The organism is Anaerobiospirillum succiniciproducens DSM 6400 (assembly GCF_000482845.1).
In the GTDB taxonomy this organism is placed as follows: domain Bacteria; phylum Pseudomonadota; class Gammaproteobacteria; order Enterobacterales; family Succinivibrionaceae; genus Anaerobiospirillum; species Anaerobiospirillum succiniciproducens.
In genome coordinates, this window is the sequence record NZ_AXWV01000032.1 from 23,848 (window position 1) to 45,102 (window position 21,255).

General features: G+C 44.3%; 9 protein-coding genes and 1 pseudogene. 4 read left to right on the forward strand and 6 right to left on the reverse strand.

Going from position 1 to position 21,255, the window contains the following annotated elements; all coding sequences use genetic code 11:
• Positions 1–112: 112 nt before the first annotated feature.
• The 6 genes from xerA to H524_RS0105710 form a co-directional block, all read right to left on the reverse strand.
• A complete protein-coding gene (gene xerA / locus H524_RS16440) occupies positions 113–4,075 on the reverse strand; it encodes a site-specific tyrosine recombinase/integron integrase (protein WP_052338933.1) in 3,963 nt (1,320 codons plus the stop codon).
• Between the two features lie 190 nt (positions 4,076–4,265).
• Positions 4,266–5,111, reverse strand: a complete 846-nt coding sequence (dapF, locus tag H524_RS0105690) for a diaminopimelate epimerase (protein WP_027939529.1) — start codon at positions 5,109–5,111, stop codon at positions 4,266–4,268.
• 229 nt (positions 5,112–5,340) lie between these two features.
• Positions 5,341–6,639, reverse strand: a complete 1,299-nt coding sequence (gene lysA / locus H524_RS0105695) for a diaminopimelate decarboxylase (protein ID WP_027939530.1) — start codon at positions 6,637–6,639, stop codon at positions 5,341–5,343.
• 130 nt (positions 6,640–6,769) lie between these two features.
• Positions 6,770–6,901, reverse strand: coding sequence for a lipoprotein (locus tag H524_RS17845; protein WP_273326121.1), 132 nt, complete (start codon positions 6,899–6,901; stop codon positions 6,770–6,772).
• 927 nt (positions 6,902–7,828) lie between these two features.
• A complete protein-coding gene (locus tag H524_RS0105705) occupies positions 7,829–9,316 on the reverse strand; it encodes an aldehyde dehydrogenase family protein (protein WP_027939531.1) in 1,488 nt (495 codons plus the stop codon).
• 736 nt (positions 9,317–10,052) lie between these two features.
• On the reverse strand, positions 10,053–16,997 hold the full coding sequence (locus H524_RS0105710; protein WP_084281673.1) for a class I adenylate cyclase domain-containing protein: 6,945 nt from the start codon (positions 16,995–16,997) through the stop codon (positions 10,053–10,055).
• 683 nt (positions 16,998–17,680) lie between these two features.
• Between H524_RS0105710 and H524_RS0105720 the strand changes: the two genes are divergently transcribed.
• The 4 genes and pseudogenes from H524_RS0105720 to H524_RS0105735 all read left to right on the forward strand — a co-directional run.
• Positions 17,681–17,866, forward strand: coding sequence for a hypothetical protein (locus H524_RS0105720; RefSeq protein ID WP_027939533.1), 186 nt, complete (start codon positions 17,681–17,683; stop codon positions 17,864–17,866).
• 337 nt (positions 17,867–18,203) lie between these two features.
• Positions 18,204–19,439 carry a uroporphyrinogen-III C-methyltransferase gene (locus tag H524_RS0105725; RefSeq protein ID WP_027939534.1) on the forward strand — a complete coding sequence of 412 codons (1,236 nt, stop codon included), beginning with the start codon at positions 18,204–18,206 and terminating at the stop codon, positions 19,437–19,439.
• A gap of 3 nt (positions 19,440–19,442) precedes the next feature.
• Positions 19,443–20,618, forward strand: a complete 1,176-nt coding sequence (locus H524_RS0105730) for a heme biosynthesis HemY N-terminal domain-containing protein (RefSeq protein ID WP_027939535.1) — start codon at positions 19,443–19,445, stop codon at positions 20,616–20,618.
• A gap of 359 nt (positions 20,619–20,977) precedes the next feature.
• Positions 20,978–21,163 (forward strand): annotated as a pseudogene (locus H524_RS0105735) (flagellin N-terminal helical domain-containing protein); the annotation flags it as partial.
• Positions 21,164–21,255 lie beyond the last annotated feature (92 nt).

Below are 21,255 nucleotides of genomic sequence, written 5' to 3' on the forward strand. Positions count from 1 at the left end.
ACACCTAAGCACATAAAAACGCTGCGCACATCTAAAGCATCATATGCTTTAGTAACACCCCCTCATCATTAAAGCGCGAGCATAGTACATGAATACATACACGCTCTCTCTTTTAGATGACAGGATCACGCTTTACCTGATCTTTCTTGCTAGATCCAAGGGCTTTTAGTAGCTCTTCTGAGTTTTCGAGCATATCTTGGGTCTGTTCAATAAGCACAGGGTCATTTGGTTGGGCACGTGGGTGCGCAGCAGCAACCACATCTTTTAAGGCTGCTAGATCCATATGGGTATAAATCTGTGTTGCGGCCAAGGATGAGTGTCCTAGCATCTCTTGGACTAAACGTAAGTCCGCGCCATTACTTAAAAGCTGAGTGGCAAAAGAGTGACGCAACTTATGCGGCGTAACCTTACCTTCAAGTCCTGTTCTGATGGCTGCATTCTTAAAGCGCGATTGAATGGCTCGAGTTGTAATACGATAGCCAAAACGATTTAAGAACAAAGCGTCCTCAATAGGCTTGAACTCATCACGAACGCTTAAGTATTTACGAATAGCATCTAAAGCCACCTCGCCTACAGGCACGATGCGGGTTTTATCGCCCTTACCTGTGACACGTACTTCTTTCATATCAAAGTCGATATCGCCAAGATTTAGAGAAACAAGCTCACTGACACGTAGGCCAGATGAGAACAAGAGCTCTGTAACTGCTCTATCTCTTATATCATTCGGCGTAGTTAACGGCTCTGAAGTAAGACGATCGATTTCATTTATAGATAATACACGCGGAAGTGCGTTTTTTACTCTCGGAGGGGAAATGAAATCTATAGGATTGCTAGAGATGATCTCTCTTTTAATTAAAAACTTAAAGAAAGATGATAGAGCATGGATAGAATGAGCTACAGACGCACTTGAATAACGAGTGTTATTGCTATTGATTGCAAACAAACGTTGAATCTTACGCATCTGCTGCTTTGATAGCCCCTCCCAAGAAGTAACTGCTGGCAGACCTTCATCAACTTGTTTGTTTAACAAGTTAATCACTCTTGAGAGGACTTCTTTGTAAGCCTTAAAGGTAGCCAGAGAATACATCTTTTCAAAACGAATGTAGCTTAAAAAGAGATTAGCATCTGCATACAATCCCTCATCGCTATCAAAGAACTCAGCCATCTCGCCCCAGTTACGAGCCTGGCCTGTAAGAGGGTTGATGATCATACCAGTACGCTCATCAGCTCGATACTCGTTTTGCATTTGCTTAAGCGCTTCAAGTGACACATCTTTGTCGATGCGCACATCTAAACGCTCTATGCGTTCTTGAATCTCCTGCTGCTCTTGCTTAGTAAAGTTATCACGCGCCTTAGGACCATTACGGCGCTTGATAGACTCTCTTTCCGAGGACTGCGCATCAGACCACTCCGAGCGCTCTTCCACCGTATCGGTACTAACTAGTGACTTCTTGACATGTACCTGTGCAACTTGCTCACCGCCCTCAATTCCACAAGCATCTGCAGGCAATGCCCTCATAGCATCACTAAGATCATTAGCGTTTGCAGGCAACGCGCTTATCGCATCACTAAGATCATTAGCGTCTGCAGGCAATACGCTCATAGCATCACTAAGATCATCAGAGTCTGCAGGCAATACGCTCATCGCACCACTAAGATCATTAGCGTCTGCAGGCAATGCGCTTATCGCACCACTAAGATTATTAGCGTCAGCAGGCAATGCGCTCATCGCATCACTAAGATTGTCTGCGCCTACAGGCAATGCGCTTATAGCATCACCAAGATTGTCTGCGCCTACAGCGCCCGCTCCATGCTTAGCGATATTGTCATCGCTTTCATTAAGATGAAGTGCATCAGCTGCATTAGCATTGAGGTCACTTGTCGCATGTCCAAGATCAGCACTCGATTCTATATGATTATCAGAGGCCTTTAGCTTAGATTCAATGGCGCTAAAGTCGACCTCATCATCAGCTGAAACCACCAGATCATCAAGCGATAGCTTGCTTGAGGCTAGGTCTTTATCATGGTGATCTTTTACATCATTAACATGGATGCTATCTTCAATCTCAGGCAGCGAACTACTTTCTTGCAGGCATGACTCATCTAATGCCCTTTGGGCACCATCATCAGAGGAACTACTATCTTGCGGCACATTAGCTAATGAGTCGTATGAGCCTCTTTCATCGTCATCGGATGTGCTCAAAGACGCCTCAGCAACGTCTGATATCTTAGCTATCTCATCTATGACATCATCTTGAGCATCGATATCTGAAGACTTAGGATCAGCTAGCTTAGCTTGTATATGCTCAGAGGCATGCTCCACATCAGATAAATCATCGTCTGTATCGCACACCACAGCATCATCTAAATGGGCTACCTCTGAGGACTGTTCATCACTCTTTGTGTCTAGACGCCATAGCTCATCGATAGCTTCTTCAGAAGCTTTATCGTCCTTATCAATAAACGCAAAGAGTTCATCATCATCCTCAGCCATGAGCGCCAAGAATCGAGCTGACTGTGAGATACGCTTGCTGCCTACCTTGTCAGATACTGTCTCACTACTACGAGCACTATCGCTCTTTACACTGCTATCGCTCTTAGAGCATTCTTGCTCTTTTTCTCGAGCAAGATCATGACTATCATCAGCGCTAATATCTGTCTTAGTTAGCTCTGATTGCTCTCTTTCATGAGTCTTTAAAGTACTCTTTGCCTCATGCAGCTTGCTATTATCTTGGCCATGATCTTTGTCCTGTACCTCTCTATGATGATCTTGAGTAGAGGTGCCAGGCTCTGGCTTGTCCCCATGAGGCTCTTTTTGTATAGCCATGCCCATTGGTTTGCTTGGGATAGCCTGCATAGCAACGCTAGCAGATGCATTTTGCATCTGCTGCATGACAGCGCCTGCAGGTGCATTTGGCAGCTGCTGCATGGCAGCGTCTGCAGGTGCATTTGGTATCTGCTGCATGGCAGCGCCTGCAGGTGCGTTTGGCATCTGCTGCATGGCTGCGCCTGCAGGTGCATTTGGCACCTGCTGCGTGGCAGCGCCTGCCGGTGCATTTGGCATCTGCTGCATGGCTGCGCCTGCAGATGTGTTTGGCATCTGCTGCATGACAGCGCCTGCAGTTGCATTTGGCATCTGCGGCATGGCAGCGCCTGCAGGTGCGTTTGGCATCTGCTGCATGGCCATCATTTGCTGATACTGCATCATCATAGCCATTTGCTGTTGCTGCATCTGCTGTTGCATAAGCATTTGCTGCTGCATCAAGGCTTGGTTGTACTGCTCCCATGACATACTTTGCGCTGGCATAGCACCATTAATAGGCTCATGAGTGCCCATTGCTTGCGCCATGTTCATTGGCTGCACGTTCATGGGCTGCATGTTAATTGCCTGCATGGCAGCTTGATTGGGAACTCCTGCTTGAGGCTGCATGGCGGCTTGGTTAGGAGTACCTGCTTGTGGTTGCATAGCATTAGGCATGAAGCCCATGGTCATAAAAGGATTGACCATTGGCATCATCGGCATGCCTTGCTGCATAGGCATATTAGGCATCATGGCTGGATTAGCGCCGCTCATGTTTGCATTAGCCCCCATGCCTTGTACTAAAGATGCATTGGGCATATTGCTATCTGGTGTTTGTGCTCCAGGCATTGGGCTTTGAGGCATACCTAGCTGTTGCATTGGGATTGCTTGCATACCTGATTGAGGCAAGGATGTCTTTGGCATACCTGGCTGTGGCATGGCAGCAGGTTGCATGACATTTGGCTGCATACTCTGAGCGTGCATAGCCATGGACATCATATAGGCTTGTTGCATTTGCTCAGGAGTTAAAGGCATTTGAGCAGGGGCCGCAAACGGCATGCTGCTACCAGGCATGGGCATGATAGGAGCACTAGCACCTGTCCATCCTTGGTTTTGAACAGGGATACTCTGTCCTACTTGGTTTGTATCTGATGCTTGAGGAGTGGCGTGGCTTTGTGCTTGAGGGTTAGGAGTATGAGCGTGATTAACAGCTGAGCGCTCATTATGCGGCGCTGCAGTGGCGACATTATGTGCTTGGTCTTGTTTTAAGCTCATGGCAAATATCCATAACCCCAATAAAAACAAAAGCGCGAGCTATGCAGCCCACGCCCACAAATGTTTGTTCATTCAAGCAAATGACCTTGTACTGATAAAGCCATGTTGCTTACGTAACTTTTGGCAAGCTTATGTCTATTGGTGCAGCAGATGATGAATATCTGCACCTGTAGATATAATCTTGGCCCAATTAGACAATGATAGTGCCTTCAAAGACGGTGGTAGCAGGGCCCTTCATCATCACTGGCTTCCCTGGACCATCCCATGAAATAGATAAGGTACCGCCTGGCAGATGTACTTTGACCTTGCTATCAAGGTGTCCTTGAAGCATACCCACTACTGCAGCAGCACAAGCACCTGAGCCGCATGCCATAGTTTCGCCACAACCACGCTCATAGACGCGCAGCTTAACCTCACCACGAGATACTAACTGCATAAAGCCTACATTGACGCGCTCTGGAAAATCGCTATGACTTTCCATAATAGGACCAAGGACATCGATAGCGCAGTTATTAATATCCTCAACTATAGTAACTGCATGAGGATTACCCATAGAAACAGCGCCAATGGTGATGGAAGATTGCTTTGCTAGCGCCTCATCTAAAGCCATAGTGTAGATGGTCTGCTCTGACTCATAAGTGCAAGGCACTTTTTGTGGGTCAGTAATAGGCACACCCATATTAACTACGACTTCATTATCATCCTCAAGCTTTAAGGTAAGCTCACCTGCCATAGTCGAGACCTTAATCTCTTTTTTGTTACATAAGCCATGCTCACAGACAAAACGGGCAAAGCAACGTGCGCCATTGCCGCACATCTGCACCTCAGAGCCATCTTGGTTGAAAATACGATAATGGAAGTCTAGATCTGGATTGTATGGAGGCTCAACTAATAAGAGCTGATCAAAGCCAATACCAAAATGACGGTCGCCTAAACGTTTAATCAGGTCTGGACTAAAGAATACTTTTTGAGTAACTCCATCCACGACCATAAAGTCATTGCCTAAACCATGCATCTTGGTAAATTTAATCTTCATACAAACTCCGCAGCGCTATCAGATTCTATCCCAAATTATCTTCGCATAATTAATCTTGGGCAAAATAGAAATAGCTTCGATCCTTCGTAAGCTATGGTCATCAAAGGGTATTGAATGACCTTGCTATCTTAAGTCACATATTAAAAATAAGGCAAGGTATCTACCTTGCCCATGTGATGATGAAAAATGTCTTTTCACCTGCCAATCTTAGAGGCTACAAGACTCTACTTTAGCTAAAGTCGTGGCTAGTGCTGTTCTCGAGCATGCGCTCATCGCGCCACATATCTTCTTCTTTTTGACGCTCGCGAATCACAAAAGCCTTGCTACCATCAACTAATACCTCAGCACACAGCGGACGGCTGTTGTAATTTGATGACATGGTACTACCGTAAGCACCAGCACCACGTACAGCTAAGATATCGCCCTCTCTAACATTTAAATGACGATCCTTGCCTAAGAAGTCATCTGACTCACAAATTGGACCAACGACATCATAAAGACGGTTACCATTTGCATCACTACCCTCAAGCGCATCTGACTTGTCACGCTTGAGCGCTGGGATAATATTCATCCATGAGTTATACAGAGCAGGACGAATCAAATCACCCATAGCTGCATCGACGATACAGAAGTTACGCTCAGTATTGGACTTTAAGTAAAGCACGTCGGTAAGCAATATACCAGCATTAGCAACCATGGCACGACCAGGCTCGCAATAGATAGCGACATCGAAATCCTTAAGACGAGCAATAACTGCAGCTAAGTACTCGTAAGGGGATGGAGGGGTCTCATCATTGTAGGTCACACCCAAGCCACCACCAATATCGATATGGTCAATCTTAATACCGATCTCTAAAAGCTCTTTGTAGAGGCTAATGAGCTTGTCGGTCGCCTCAATAATTGGGGCGCCGGAGGTCATCTGTGAGCCGATATGACAGTCAATACCACTAGCATTAAGATGCTTGCTTTGAGCAATATAACGATACAGTCTTGAGGCATCCTCAAAGGCAATACCAAACTTGTTCTTCTTAAGGCCAGTAGAAATAGATGGGTGTGTCTTTGCATCTACGTTAGGATTTACACGTAAAGCAACAGGAGCAACTAAGCCCATACGCTCAGCCACTTGCTCAACCTTGTACATCTCTGACTCTGATTCGATGTTCAGACATTTAATCTTTTGGCTTAAGGCAAACTCAATTTCATCCTCTCGCTTGCCTACGCCTGAGTAGATCACTTTCTCAGGGCTACCACCAGCCTTGATGACACGCATTAACTCGCCTTTTGAAACCACGTCAAAACCGCAGCCAGACTGAGCGATAACACTAAGCAGTGCCAAAGAGCTATTGGCCTTAACGGCATAGCAAACTAAGTGGTCTTTAGCAGCTAAAGCCTCTTCAAAAGCACGTAAGTGACGAACTAAAGTTGCTTTGGAATAAACATACAGCGGAGTGCCATACTGTTTGGCAAGGTCAGTAACCTTGATATCCTCAGCGTAAAGCTCATTATCTTTGTAGTTAAAGTGATCCATGAGGTAAAACCCTACAACAACTGCTTTGTTTAAGAGGCAGCCACATAAAAAAAGTAGCCAACACTCGACAACACCGACAGCATAAAATGCTTGATGCTGTCAAAGCTTGTTTTTTAAACCGTATTACAACCTAAGCCTGATCTACTTGAGATTCCTGAGGAGCGGCATTGTCCTCAATGTACAGGTCGTGTTTGATTCCACAGGCACTAACTAAAATAGAAGCGCCAGCCATCATAATGATGCCAATTAGTAATTTGTTCACAATTCAATCCTGTATTAGGAAACCGCCAAAAAGAATAACACGATATGCACTCAAATATGGCAGCAAACCCCATGCAACTATAATTTTGCACTCTTTCATTGCGTTAGCTGCCCCTTATGCTCATATATTGAGCACAAAATACCAGTAACAATGTACTCCTACAAAGTTAAGATGAGCCTTGTAGTGAGAAAATTTTTATTAAATAGCTTAAATAAGCTGATGCATGACCATTACGGTTGGAACGAAAAAAACGGTCGACAGCTAGTAGAAGAATAATTGTGGTTGATACAAAGAAAAAGGTCGACTGCTAGTAGAAGAATAATTGCAGTTGGTACAAAGAAAAAAAGCCGACAGCTAGTAGGAGCATAGCGGTCGGCTTGATGGCTTATTAAGAAGATGGAGAGATGTTCTTAATAAGGTCTGAGGTAATAATCTACAGCATATTATTAGTACTGGAGCTCTTGCATAAGAGTGCTTTCCAACGCGTGCACATGGAAAGATAACAGGTTAATCACCTTAACCACAAAGCTAGGCCTCAAAACATTTTTGAGGTTATGCATAGTAAGACAGAGCCTGTTATTTAGTAGTAGTGGTTTGGCAGGGCTCTGTCTGATTAGGGCCTAAACCAAGGAAACTCTGCTATGGTATGGCTGTGGCCTCTACAAAAGAGAGGCCATAGCATCGTTGCCTTGGTTTAAGGGAACACTAGAAGCCTCAAAAGTAGCCTGGCTACTATATTTAACTGCCACAAAGCTAGCTTCTATCCTTTGCAGCATGGCGCTAGGCTAGGCATAAACAACATACAAATAAGTGTTACATCCCTAGCTATAAAGGTGGCCTAACCCTAGGCCACCGCAAGCGACAATCTAGATGATGAACCTATGGACACCATCTGTCCTATAGGTAAAAATTATCCTTGTAAGGCGCTTAAGCTGGGTAGAAGCCGCTTGGACCCTCGTTGAGATTGATGAGGATGTTCTTGCACTGGGTGTAGTGGTTGAGAACCATCTTATCAGTCTCACGGCCGATACCTGACTGCTTGTAACCACCGAATGGGGAGCCCTCAGGAATCTGATTGTAGGTGTTAACCCACATACGACCGGTACGTACAGAGCGAGCTACACGGATAGCACGATTGATATCGGTTGAGAATACTGCACCGCCAAGACCGTAGATAGAGTCGTTAGCCATGTCGATAACTTCTTGCTCAGTCTCGAATGGAATAACCACTGCAACTGGGCCGAAGATTTCTTCACGTGCTACACACATGCAGTTGCCGCCCTTTAACAGGGTAGGACGCATGAATGCACCCTTGCCAAGCTCGCCATCGGTTACACGCTCACCGCCGCATAAAACCTCAGCGCCTTCCTTCTTACCGATCTCAACATAGTCGAGAATCTGCTTTAACTGGCCTTCGTCAATCTGTGAACCCATCTGAGTCTCTGGGCACCAAGGTACACCGACCTTAACATTGTTAAAGCGACGTACTAACTCTGGTACAAACTTGTCCCAAATTGACTTTTGAACGAAGATACGGGAGCCTGCGCAGCAAACCTGACCCTGGTTGAATAAAATGCCAAGCATTGCGCCATCTAAAGCCTGCTCTATGCGGCAGTCTTCAAAGATAATGTTAGCGCTCTTACCACCGAGCTCTAAAGTTGCAGGGATGAGCTTCTTAGCTGCAGCAATAGCAACGTCACGACCAATCTCAGTTGAGCCAGTGAATGCGAGCTTCTCAAAGCCGTCATGCTCAAGCATGTAGTTACCAGACTTAGAACCACGACCAGTTACTACGTTAAATACACCTGCTGGGATTACGTCCTGGATGAGTTCTGCAAGGCGTAATACGGATAATGAGGTGGTTGAGGATGGCTTGAATACAGTACAGTCACCTGCTGCAAGCACCGGAGCTAACTTCCATGCTGCCATTAAGAATGGGAAGTTCCATGGAACGATCTGGCCTACGACGCCTAAAGGCTCACGCATGGTTATAGATAAGAAGGAGTTGTCCAGAATGTTGGACTCACCGCTTTCTGCGAGGATAACACCAGCAAAGTATCTAAAGTGATTTACAGAGTAAGGAACGTCAATGGCTAAGGTCTCACGGATTGGCTTACCGTTGTCTAAAGACTCAACCATTGCAAGCTCTTCTTTGTTGGCTTCAATGATGTCAGCGATCTTGTTTAAGACAGCAGCTCTCTCCTTTGGAGAGGTCTGGGACCAAGTCTCAAAAGCCTTACGAGCAGCAGCAACAGCCTTATCTACGTCCTCTTTTGAAGCATCAGCAAATGAAGCGAGCACGGAGCCGTCAGCTGGACAATAGGACTTTAAGGTTGCACCATCAGATGCAGGAACCCACTCGCCACCGATGAACAGCTTGTAGCAATCTTGTAACTTAACGTCTTCCTTTCTCATAGAAAATCCCTTTTTTCCAAAACAATCGATGGCTTGATTGTATGTCTCAAAAAGTCCCCGACGATTTTCTGTTGATAAGGATTTGCAATGTTCGCAATCAAATTCAATTGCAGATCACAAGAGCATCAAAAAGGCCTGTTTTGGCTAAAATTTTTGAAAATTTTGGCCCACTCTCTTTCCATAAGGCTTTGCACACCCAAAAGTACCCAAAATCACCCCAATTCATCCTAAAGCGCAAAAAGTTATCACCTGCCTTTCAAAACGCAATTTTTTGCAAGCTATATCACCCTTTTACTAAAACTACACTGGATTAGCCAGAAAACCGCACAGCAATAAACCGCAACTAAGAAATTAAACCCACATCACACTTTACACAAGCAAACATGATACGGATCACTCACATAGTGTGATCCACCATGCATAAGGGTCACTGATCTGCCCAATTTTCACTAAGCAAGTGACGATCTCGACAAAAACATGTGATCAAACACAAATTTGCATAATGCAGCGATCTTCGCTGCAGCTTAAACAGCTCTTTAGTTGCCTCTACTTGAAGGGAACATCAGCTCTATTCAATGAGGACAATTAGCAGTGCTAACTAGTTGTTTTTGTTTTGCTGTTGTTTGCTTGTTTGCTTGTTTTTTTGAAAAGCGCCAATGAATGGCCATGGGAGGCTAGATGTAAAATGCGATAAGCTGCAGCTACTCGTGTTCTGCGCTGCACTATGGCTTACCTTTTAGTCTGGATTACTGCGAATAGTGAATGGATGAATGGCCTTAAGATCTTTACTTAAGACAAAGTACTGCGGCAGATTGAAGCGGGCAGTGATATTAGAAAGATTACGTGACTGCTCTGTATAGAAGCGGTTAATGGCATTTACTAAAGTAGCGCGCGAACCAATGTAATCGTTATAAATCGTCACTTCATTACGCTCATTGACGATGTAGATATCCCAGTGGCAGCTATCTTTAACTCCTGGAATAAAGAAGTACTGCATAATGCCAGCAGTTGCGTAACGATCAATGATAGGAGGAACCTGCAAAGCAAACTCAGGGCGCATTCCATAGCGTGATAGCACACTGATATCATACTCACCTGAGGCAATTGAGCTCTTCTTATTGATAATGACGCCACGCTCACCTTGCTCACGGGCAACATAAGTATTTCTGCCTACATCAAAGGTGTATTCACTAGAGCTATTTGAGCTTAAGCAGTTAAATACCTGACGCAGCACGGACTCAAGATCGTACTTAATCAGATCTTGGTAGGCTATTGCATATGAGCACACCTCGATGGTCTCTAGCATAGCAGCTACCGATTCATCTTCTTGGCCTACTTCAGTGGTATTACGCAAAATGCGTAATAAAGTAGCGAGTAACTCTACTACACCCTCTTCACCACTTGGCAGGGTAATCGAACGAATCTCACCCCAACTGTTGATAAGCACTAAGTCAATAGAGCCTACAAGGCACACTCGTTGTCTACCGCAAGATAAAGTTGAGCCATAGTCAGTATCTAAGATCTGATTCTTGTACAACTCAGTTTCGTCTTGCTCAAGATTGAGTACAACTAAGCACGCTACAAGCTTAGAGGTACTTTGCAAATTACGTTCGGTTACACGACCTCGTTTGCTACCAATTACACGCATGATATCGGTGGCAAGCTGCTTAATCATACGAGGTGTCACTACTGTAGGCGCACCTGAGATATATGCTGTAGTTCTAGAGGTCATTAAGCCATTAAAGCAAGCCCATGTAACGACCTCACTTAAACGAGATCCTATATATGCGACCTTCAGGTTTAATAAAGCTACATCATCGCTTGCAGCGGTATACATATGCCAGCCACGACGACAGATGCTACCTTTAGATGGCGTAATAAAAGTAAGATGCAACTCCTCAAGATTCTTACTAAAGGAGGTGTGCATTACTGATATCTTACCTGGGTAGCGATCAAAAGCTGCATATAATTTGCGTGACAAGATCGCTGCATCATCAGATGTAATCGCGTATTCAATGCCGTGACGAATCGAGAAGCGCAGCAGTGCTAAATAGCTCTCAAGCAGAGTGGTATACACCTCTCGGTTAAAGCCACGCACTTCATCTAATTTCCAAGATGAGAATTGCTCAATATCAGAGACAAAACTATCATTCCATCCCCAGCGACGGGCGAACTTAGTTAACAGCTCACGCTTTAGCGTACCATCATCACGGTGCGAATGATTAGAAGCGCCTACACCATCGAAGATCTTCAAATAGAAACACTTACGCATTAAAGACAGACGGCTGTCTGATCCTGACGCGATCAAATAGTCAGAGACTCTGCGATACATCAGATAATAAGAGTCGAGATCAATACTGTAGCCATCATGCGAAAGCATATAATCCTTAAGCTCGCTCGATAACAGCTTGGTATTTGGATAGTCTGATGAGTATGCCTCCATGAGCAAGATCTTAAGCACCACTTTTAGCGGAGACTCAATGGCCTTATAAAGAAGCCACAGACCTGAGCCAAAGTACTCAGTTGGAGAACTAAAGACTACAGATCCAAAGTCAAACCACTCATCAGGATTAAGCGGTGCCTCATACTCTCTAAAGCCATCTAAAGCGGCAGCTTTAATACTTTCATCTGAAGATAGGACAGCACCATAAGATCTAACAGGATAGGCAGTCTGAATGCCCCCTGTCTTGGCGCTAGACTGCACCCAACTTGTAGAGCTCTGATCGTGAGTTACATACTCGCGCATGCGAGAACCCTCACTAAAGACGCCACCACGACCATTTGCGCCTACATCAACAGCATGAACACCAATGCCATGCTTTTTAGAGATGCTATAGGCAGAAGTAGTAATTCCTCTTAAATGATCTTTATTTAAATGAGCTTTAGAACCGCCTAATCTAGTCGCATATCTTTGAGCTCGCAATGATGAACCAAGCGCGGCTTTATGTGCTGGATCTGAAACCTTTAAGTTTCCTAAAAGACTGTCATTAGCTTTTGATCTTACAAAGAGATCACGCACTTCAGTTGCATTAGTTGCCTGAGCACTAATATTGCCAATGGTTGAGGAGGCAGCATTGTCACTTGAGAATATCGATAAAGGAGTGGCAGATGCCATGCTAGCATCACCATGATAAGCCTCGTACATTTGCACAGACGCTACGCTTTGATTAGAGCTTGGATTTAACCTTGCCAATGTACCTTCTTTACGGCCTAGATCTAAGCCATTATCATCAAGCAGTCCATCCGTATCTGCAAGCACGCTATTGGCATAATCGTCCATTTGCATGCCCTGGAAGTTAACCCCCAAAAATGGCATTGGGGTAACGCCCATAGCTGCTGCTAGTCTTTCTAGTCCTGAGACTCTATTGTCTGATCCCTCATGATCCATGGCATTGTCATGCTTGATAACAGGCTTTACCTTGCCTCTATTTAAAGCACGACGATCGGCAAAAGCGGCACCTTTGAATAAAGAAGCACGTCCTTGAACCTTGCTCTCCTGGCCATGGGAATATACTGACTTGGAAACATCGATTGTGCCTTTATGGCTAAGATTATTAGCACTGTACGCACCGCGATCTAAGATATTTCGTTTGGTCATCTTAGACAAAGCTATGCTTGCCCATGATCCACTCTTTGCTAAGCTGTGCACAGAGGCACGATGTGAAGGCTCTAAGCTATGTTCTTTGAGCAGTGAATTGCCAGTCTCTTGCAGCACAGATGCTTGTGCTACTAGTGAGTTATCGAGATCACCATCATTGCTGCTATGCTCAGACATATCTGCAACGGAATATTCATAAGAAAGTCCGCCTAAATCATTTTGATCTTGCTGCGCCTGAGCATTGGTAAGGAGGCCTATATTTGGGCTAAAGTTGCTAGATTCCTTATGTTCTCCCATTGGAATATCGGATGATAAAGGACCGTTAGCAAACTCACCTTCTTGACCAAAAGAAGGATGACCATATATATAAGCATCTGAACTGCCATCATAATTATTGATAGCGTCTTTGTGTGAATGTAGCTGAGCAAAGGCCTGATCTGCATGGTTAGACAGATAATCTCTAGCTTGTGCTGATGCAGTTACATCATTATATAAATCACTATTGAGACGGGCTTTTATTGAGTCACGCCTTAAGGCGCTTGGGCTTGAAAACTCAGCGCCATCTTGGATATTAGATGTAAGACCTTGCTTACTTAAACTCTTGTTAAGCTCCATGCTAAGTACTGCATGGTATCTACTATCTCGCTCAATAGCCGCATCAAAACCTGGGTAACCATGTACAGCCTCATCACGAGTTTGGCGTATATAGCGTTGGCGCTCAGAGCAATCATTTAATGCATAGTCAGTAGTTGCACTGACTACAGCATAACCATGACTTTGCTTATAAGTACCCTTTTGTGAAAAGGTGTCTATAGCAGCAATGTAAGTAGGCTGAGTGGATATGTTGCTTGATAATGACTCATCATATGAGACAGATGCATCATCTAAAGTGAGATCTTTAGTGCCATGCGCCGCATCTGAATTAGGAAAGAGCTTGGAGAAGAGATTGTTTAAGGCGCTCGCGCCAGAAATCTTCTTGGCCATCATGGCACCAGCGCGTGCTACAGCCTCATTGCGCCGCGCAGCACGCATCTTACGTATAGACTTAGCACGAGCAAGCACTGCCGCCTCGCGTTCGAGCTTGGAGATAGCATCATCCTCCACCTCCTCCGTAAGATCATCGCCTAGCTCATAGCCCTCATAGATTTCTTCAAGATCACTATCGGCATGCTTGCTCTGATCAAGATGAGGGTGCTGATCTGCGTCCTTACCCTCATTAAGGTCAGGGTCCTTACTTCCATCAAGATCTGTGTGCGCACCATCATTTTCTGAGGAGCTTTTATTAAGCTCAAGATCTCTTTGAGGGGCAGCTAAAAGTTCTCCGGTAACAGTAATGCCGCGAATACTATGGTGAGGCTTATAGTTACTTCCATTATCGTCAGTACCCTCCTCTAAAGTATTGTGGTTAGATCCATTATTCTCTTTGACATCATCAGCAGAGACATTACGGCTACGGCCCTTTACCAAATACTCTTTGCGCGAGATAAAAGAGCTATTAACAGCATCTGAAATACTGTCAAATCCTAGCACCTTAGCATTATTTACCTCATCAGAGCCTATCGCTGCAGCATGGTATCTCTTTATTTCATTTTTAGCAGCATGGCCTGTATTTGTCTCATTTGACTCGTCATGGCCGGCATGAGCTTCGCTATTGTCATGCGCATCGCTATTATTATGCGCATAGCTAATATCACGGGAATTAGCATTGCTATTATCATGCGCATAGCTATTGTCATGGGCTTTAGCATCGCTAGTAGCGGTGAGGACATTGACGCTATGAGCCTCACTAATGATCTCGTCTCTAGCTGCATGCTCCGCAGTATTTTTACTGCCTACTCCATCATGATCTTTGGCAGCATCTGCTGCATTGTCCTCCGGCAATACAGTTGCTGTAGCTTCTATGTTATGTACATGTAGTGCAGCGTTGTGAGTAGAAGGCGCAAGCTTAGTTGCTGTTGAGTGTGAATCTTGGGCTTGCTGCTTAGAAAGATCATTTAATAAGTGCTCCGATCTTTTAAGGTTAAGAACGCGATCCATTACTGAATGGTCGGCGCTATTAACAAAGTCGGTGCCTAAGTATTCACCTTCAGAAAATCCTACTGCACAAGTATTATGCTCGTGACCGTCATAAGTAACTCTATGACGACCTTGAAAAGCATCGTAGCTATTGTTATCGCCACTTTGCTGCCACTGTTCATGGCGTAATGATGCGCTGTTATCAATATCTTCTTTATTATCTAATGAAGCATCTAAATTGCCGCTATTAGAAATAGAAACCTGCGCACTCAGCTCGATTCGCATATCATTTTGTGAATCGACAAAAGAGCCAGTGTGCGAGGGCAGCTCAATACTACAAAACGCGCCTTTGGCATAACTGATAAATTTATCAGAGCTAGAGTCACTTGGCCCATATTCAATATGATTAAGCTCTAAGCTTGATAAGAGATCACCACTAGAGGTTGTACCTTTAACCGACATGAGTACATTCATGTGGGTTAAAGACACATCTGAACTCTCGCCACGAGACTTATCACTCTGTAAGGTGCGATCTTCAAAGAGATTGACTGTAGACAATCCCCCTTGTGGGGCCTTTATTTTAGGCAAACCATGGTGTGCAGATGAATCGTCGAAAAACGCCGCATCTTGACTAGTTGCTCCTGAAACGATCTCAGATCGCTGCGGATCGCTAGTGTCATTAGAATCTTTGACGTGATGATTAGTTGAAGATGCAATACGGCTTTGATAGTAGGATGCAAGCTTGCTTACTGCCTTGCCTAAACCCTTTTGGATGTGATTTTTATTCAGACTGTGAGTGGAAGTGGCCTCATTATTAATGAGACTCATGTACTTACGCTTAATGGTGGATCTTTGAGAGCTATCATCAAGAGATACAAAGTTAATCTTAGGTACAGTACGAATCACATGTGGGTGTGCTTGCGGCATTTGATTAGCCGATGGGTAATCAAAGCAGGCACGGGCAGTAAAATCAATGTCGCTGAATTCATTTTCTAGCCTAGTTTGACCATCTGAAGAACAACCTAAACCAATTTCTTTTTGTTCATTAGAGGTAAAGGTCACGGTATTAGGATCTAGTGATCCTTGCGGACCATATAAAGCATGGCTAGCAGAACCATTAAGGGCATCAGTAAATGCTGCATCATTATACTTGCGTGTCCTCTTAGAGAACGGGTGCACATCAAAAGCTGATTGGGCTAAAAAGTGGGTTTGATTAGCTAGAATTGGGCAGACAGAAATGAGCGGTGTAACGCTGCTAATCAACCTTTCATCTGGAGTTGAGACATCAGCATTGTTGATTAGATCGACTTGACTGCTAAGAGCCGATCTTACTTTGCTCTCATAAGGATCATCCCTTGCTATGCGTCCATCTTTAAATGCAGGCATACCAGAGATGCCTTTAGTTAAGAAGTCGGCATAGGCTTGGTAAGACTGCTCTTCTTCAGTAGTCGATATGAGGTACCACAGAATATAACGACCACACAGACGTATAGAGGAGCGATAGAACTCATCAAGCAAGAAGAGGTTTTGCGCACTACCGCAGTTCTCTTCATCAAGACTGTCTGGCTGGAAATTGGTAAAACGATCTTCTGGGGTAACAAACAGATTGAGCTCAACATTATGAGCTTTTACGTAATCAGTAATGAAACGACACTTATCCTGCAGCGCTTTGGTGCCTGCCTCAGATAATGAGGCTTTGACACATACCCAAATATCTACGTCTGAGTTTTTGGTCTGACCTAAAGATGAAGTCGAACCCATAGCATACAGACCTAAGATGGCATGTTCTTTTGGCTCTTGAAGCGGCGGGGTGCCAGGTAAGATGGTGTCATCTAAATAGCGACGCTGCACATCATTGAGGGTAAAAAGATCAATACCATGTGGTATATAGCCTTCACGATAGCCAGGCAGATTGACATGGTTGTAATGCAGCAGTACAGGAACGATGGCGAGGCAAAAGCGCGTGTCATGGTTCATTAAAGACAAAGATCTCTCAAGACGCGTCTCATTAAGAGCTTTATAGCGCCTAAATCTCGTCAATATCTGTTGCTTTGGAATATAAACCATTCAACATCACCACAATGCCAATCACCAATCCGGCTCTCATATACGGATCAAACTCAACAATAGGCTTGATGCACGGCCTTAGTTGCAGCTTTAAACTCATAGTATGAGCATCAGGATCTAAGATTAGTATTATAACCTAGACAAGCTTATGGCCATGCTATAGATGATATGTTGGCCATAAAGATTTTGCCAAAGTATTTGGCGCACAACTGCAGTGCTGTTAATTGCTCCTGTGAGACATGCAGTTTTGGTTCTTATGCTGTGCACGCTAACCATAGTTTTATACAGCGAGAAAAGATTGCGTAAAACGAAGGGTGAGCAAGATAAGTCAAGTGCACCGTCACCCTTTAGGCAATTAAACACAATGACTCACCACACACTTTTGCCCAAAAGTTCCACTTAATATGACAAGTTGTACTGTCCGCCACAGATTTAACAGGTCAATTGGTGGTAAAATTCGAGTTTAGTTTGCGTGCCGTTAGGCCTCTACAATTGCTCAAAATTGCTTTCACTTTGCTGTGCAATAATGGGCTCAATCAAGGTGAGTTATCATCTTATAGCCTCGATTTGAGCGTACCTTTGTAACTGATGCCAACGCAGCAACATTACTTAAATAGCACTCATGTCCATGGTTCATAAAATTGCTTTAGAACCATTAACACCGTTAAGAGATCAAATTTCTTATGACAGTGATCGACATTACGCACCATGCTGATGAACTTATTAGTGAAAGTAAGGTCTTAAAGAGTGCCCAAGTGACAGATGAGATTGATGAGTACGATAAACTCGAATCTCAAATGTCTAAGCAGCTACAAGATCTACAGGCTGAATATGAGTCTTTAGAACTTGCGGCGCAAAGATTACGTTGATAATCAACATTTGGACCGCGCACGAGCGCTTGGTTAAAGAAAGACATCGGCTTAAATTAGCTAATCTAGCTAAGCTATCTTTTGTAAGTTAGCTTAGCTAGCCAGGCTTGTAAGTCTGCCTACAAGGGCAAAGCTAAGCTTTATGCCTGTACAAGCAGTACTTTCATAGCCATGTCGGCCTCTGACCATAAGGTCTTTCTTCGGGCTTTGCGCCCGACTCAAAGAGACACGATTAAGTGCTCTTTTGACATGAGCTTGGCAATACGATGGTTTTAAATTTAAATCCATCGCGTTTTCTAGCCCGAAGTTGTTAAACAAGACCCACGCAGGGATCAAAATGGTAAAAGAAACGTCCACAACCGAAAGCACCTTACAGAAGGTCGAGGCCAACACTTCGACTGCTGCTCAGGATAATTCAAACTCTTCACAACCGTCTTACGTTAGCAAGGCAGAGTTAAAAGAACTCGAATACCGTCTTAGCACTAAGGCTGCCAACTCCTCAGGCGGAAAAACTGGCCTCCTTTGGATCGTTACCTTAATCGCCTTAGGCGCCGCAGGTTTTTCAGGTTATACCGCTTTCCAAAACCAGCAGAAGCTTGCTGCTATCAACAATGATTACGCCAATGCTCAAAGCAAGATTACCGATTCTATTAATCGTATCGAGCAGAGCGCTAATCTTTTAGAGACTGCACAGCATAACAATGCCGCCCTGCAGCAAAGCACCACCACTTTAACCCAGAATTATCAGAGCTTAGCTCAGACTGTTAACAGCCTGATTTCTGCCCAACAGGCTCAAGGCAAGAGCGTCAGTGAGCTTTCCGATAAGATTGATACTTTCCAAAGCCGCAATCCATATGATTGGCAGCTTGCTGAGGCTTACTTCTTAGTAAACAATGCCCAAGCCAAGGCTGTCTTTGAAAAAGACATCAAGGCAGCTGTTTGGATGCTGACTCAGGCTGATGAATTGCTCGTTGGCATTGAGGATGAGAAGGTTGTTGCTCTGCGTGAGACCATCTCTCAGGATATCTCTACCTTAAAGAATATTGCTCAGGTTGATATGCGCGGTTTAGGTTTAGACCTTGATCGTGCTTATGACAATGTTGATAAGCTCGTACTTGAGGGCTACTCAGATCCTAAGGTTCGTGAAGCTGCTATGGTTAAGGCAGAGCAGACTACTGAAAACCTCGCTGATTGGAAGGAGAACTTACTCAACTCCGCTAATCAATTTGCTTCCCGTTTTGTTGAGATTCGTCGTCGTAATGCCGAAGCTGCTACTGAGTTCTTAACACCAGAGCAGGATCTGTATCTGCGTGAGAATATCAAGACCCGTATCTTACTTGCCAAGGCTGACTTGTCTCATGGCGATAAGGAATCCATGCAGTCTAACCTCAATGCGGCAGTTGGCCTTATCAACACCTACTTCGACACTGATAGCTTAGTAGTTAAGAATACTATTGAGATGCTCGATACCTTATCTAAGAGCGAAATCACCATTCAGACCCCTGATGTGTTACAGAGTGCTGGTGCATTCTCAACTTATGCACGTGAGCACTTATTAGGCAGAGGTAAGTAATCTATGATTAAGATCCTCATCGCCGTTGCGTTACTGTGCGGTGCGGTCTTTGTAGGTCCGCGCCTAGCTGATTCTCAGGGTTTTGTACATATTGCCACTAATAGCTATATTGTAGAAAGCTCTCTTACTACAGCTATCATTATTTTATTTGTCGCTTTCTTTGTGCTGCATGTAGTTGTAAACATCATCAGCCGTTCTATAAAGCTTCCACAGTCTACTGCTCGCTTCTTCTCAAACCGCAAGAACATCAAGCATCAGACTTTACAAAACGAAGCTTTCTTAGCTTATGAAGAAGGCGCTTATGCTCGTGCCTTAGCTTTAATTAAGAAGTCTGGCTCTGAAGATGAACTGCCAATCAACGTACTGTTCTTAGGCGCAAAATCAGCTTTTGAATTAGGCGACTTAGAAAAGTGCCGAGCTTTCTTAAATCGTGCTGAGCATGCCTCTGATGGTTCTGACATTGCTTGCAAGCTCTTAAGAGCAAAGCTCAACTTAAAGATTGGTAACAACGAGGCTGCTCTTGAGAACCTCGAGGCTCTTAAGAAAGAGAATTACTCTGGCGCAGTTACTACCAAGCTCTTATACGAGTGCTATGAGCACGAAGGCAAGTTCGACAAGATTTACAGCCTGTTACCTGCTTTAAAGAAGCAGCGCATTATTGATGATGAAGAGGCTGCTAAGATCACTGCCCGCTGCACTAGCCACTTCTTAAGCACTGCAGACACAATAGACAAGGTCAATGTCATGATTGGCTCACTTGACCGCGCAGAGCGTCACAATGCTTGCATTATGGCTCCTGTAGTTTCTAAGCTCGTCGAGCTTGGTGATGTTGCTCAGGCAAGCAAGTACACCATGGACATTATCCGCCGCAACTTAGACCCAGCTATCTTAGAGTCAATTGCAACTTGGGACGCTGCTTCACCTAAGGTTTTAGAGGAGCTTACTAAGCAAGGCGGTTCTAACACAATTGGTTCTTCTACTAATGTGCCACTGCTCAAGGCTTTAGCTAACCTCGAGATGAAGTCTGATAAGCTTACTGAAGCTAAGGCACACTTAAAGCAGGCTTTAGAGCATACCAAGAGCCGCGATCTGTACTTACTCGCAGCCGAGCTTAATGAGCGCCTGAGTCGCCATGAGGAAGCAACTAAGTTCTTTGCTTTAGCACTCAAAGCAAAATAAGAATAGCTATTAACAGCTTAAAAAAGGTTCGACTCCTTACGGGGTCGGACCTTTTTTATTTGCAGCTTTCCATTGCAAAGACATCCTTAGCCTCATTGACATCTTCTCCATCAAGCTTGTAAGTATTGCTGTCAGCGCAATATTACAATAAGCACGCAGACATGATTGCTTTTGCAGCGCCCGCACTAGTTAGCATCTACTATCATTGAGAAGACAATCCATTATTGGCCCGAGTGATCTTTATTTAGCGCTATGTGTAACGATGATATATACGAGATATGCACCGCTTGCCATCTTCTAAACTACATGATGATGCATGGCGGTTGAAAAAGAGATTAATGTACGTTCTGGAGACGCCTATGCCAGTTTATGTGAATACTAACGTCACATCACTAAAGACACTACGGAACATCACTAACCTACAAAATCAGCTTAATACTACCTATCAAAGGCTTTCGTCAGGACTTAGAATCAATAGCGCTAAAGATGATGCTGCTGGCCTACAGATAGCAAACCGCCTAACTGCACAGATAAACGGACTTAATTGATACAAGAGTGTTATCATAAACGTAATTGCCATGTAGACGATTGCCATATATAGGCTACTTTTCAAACTTTTCTTAAATAATTTACGCAC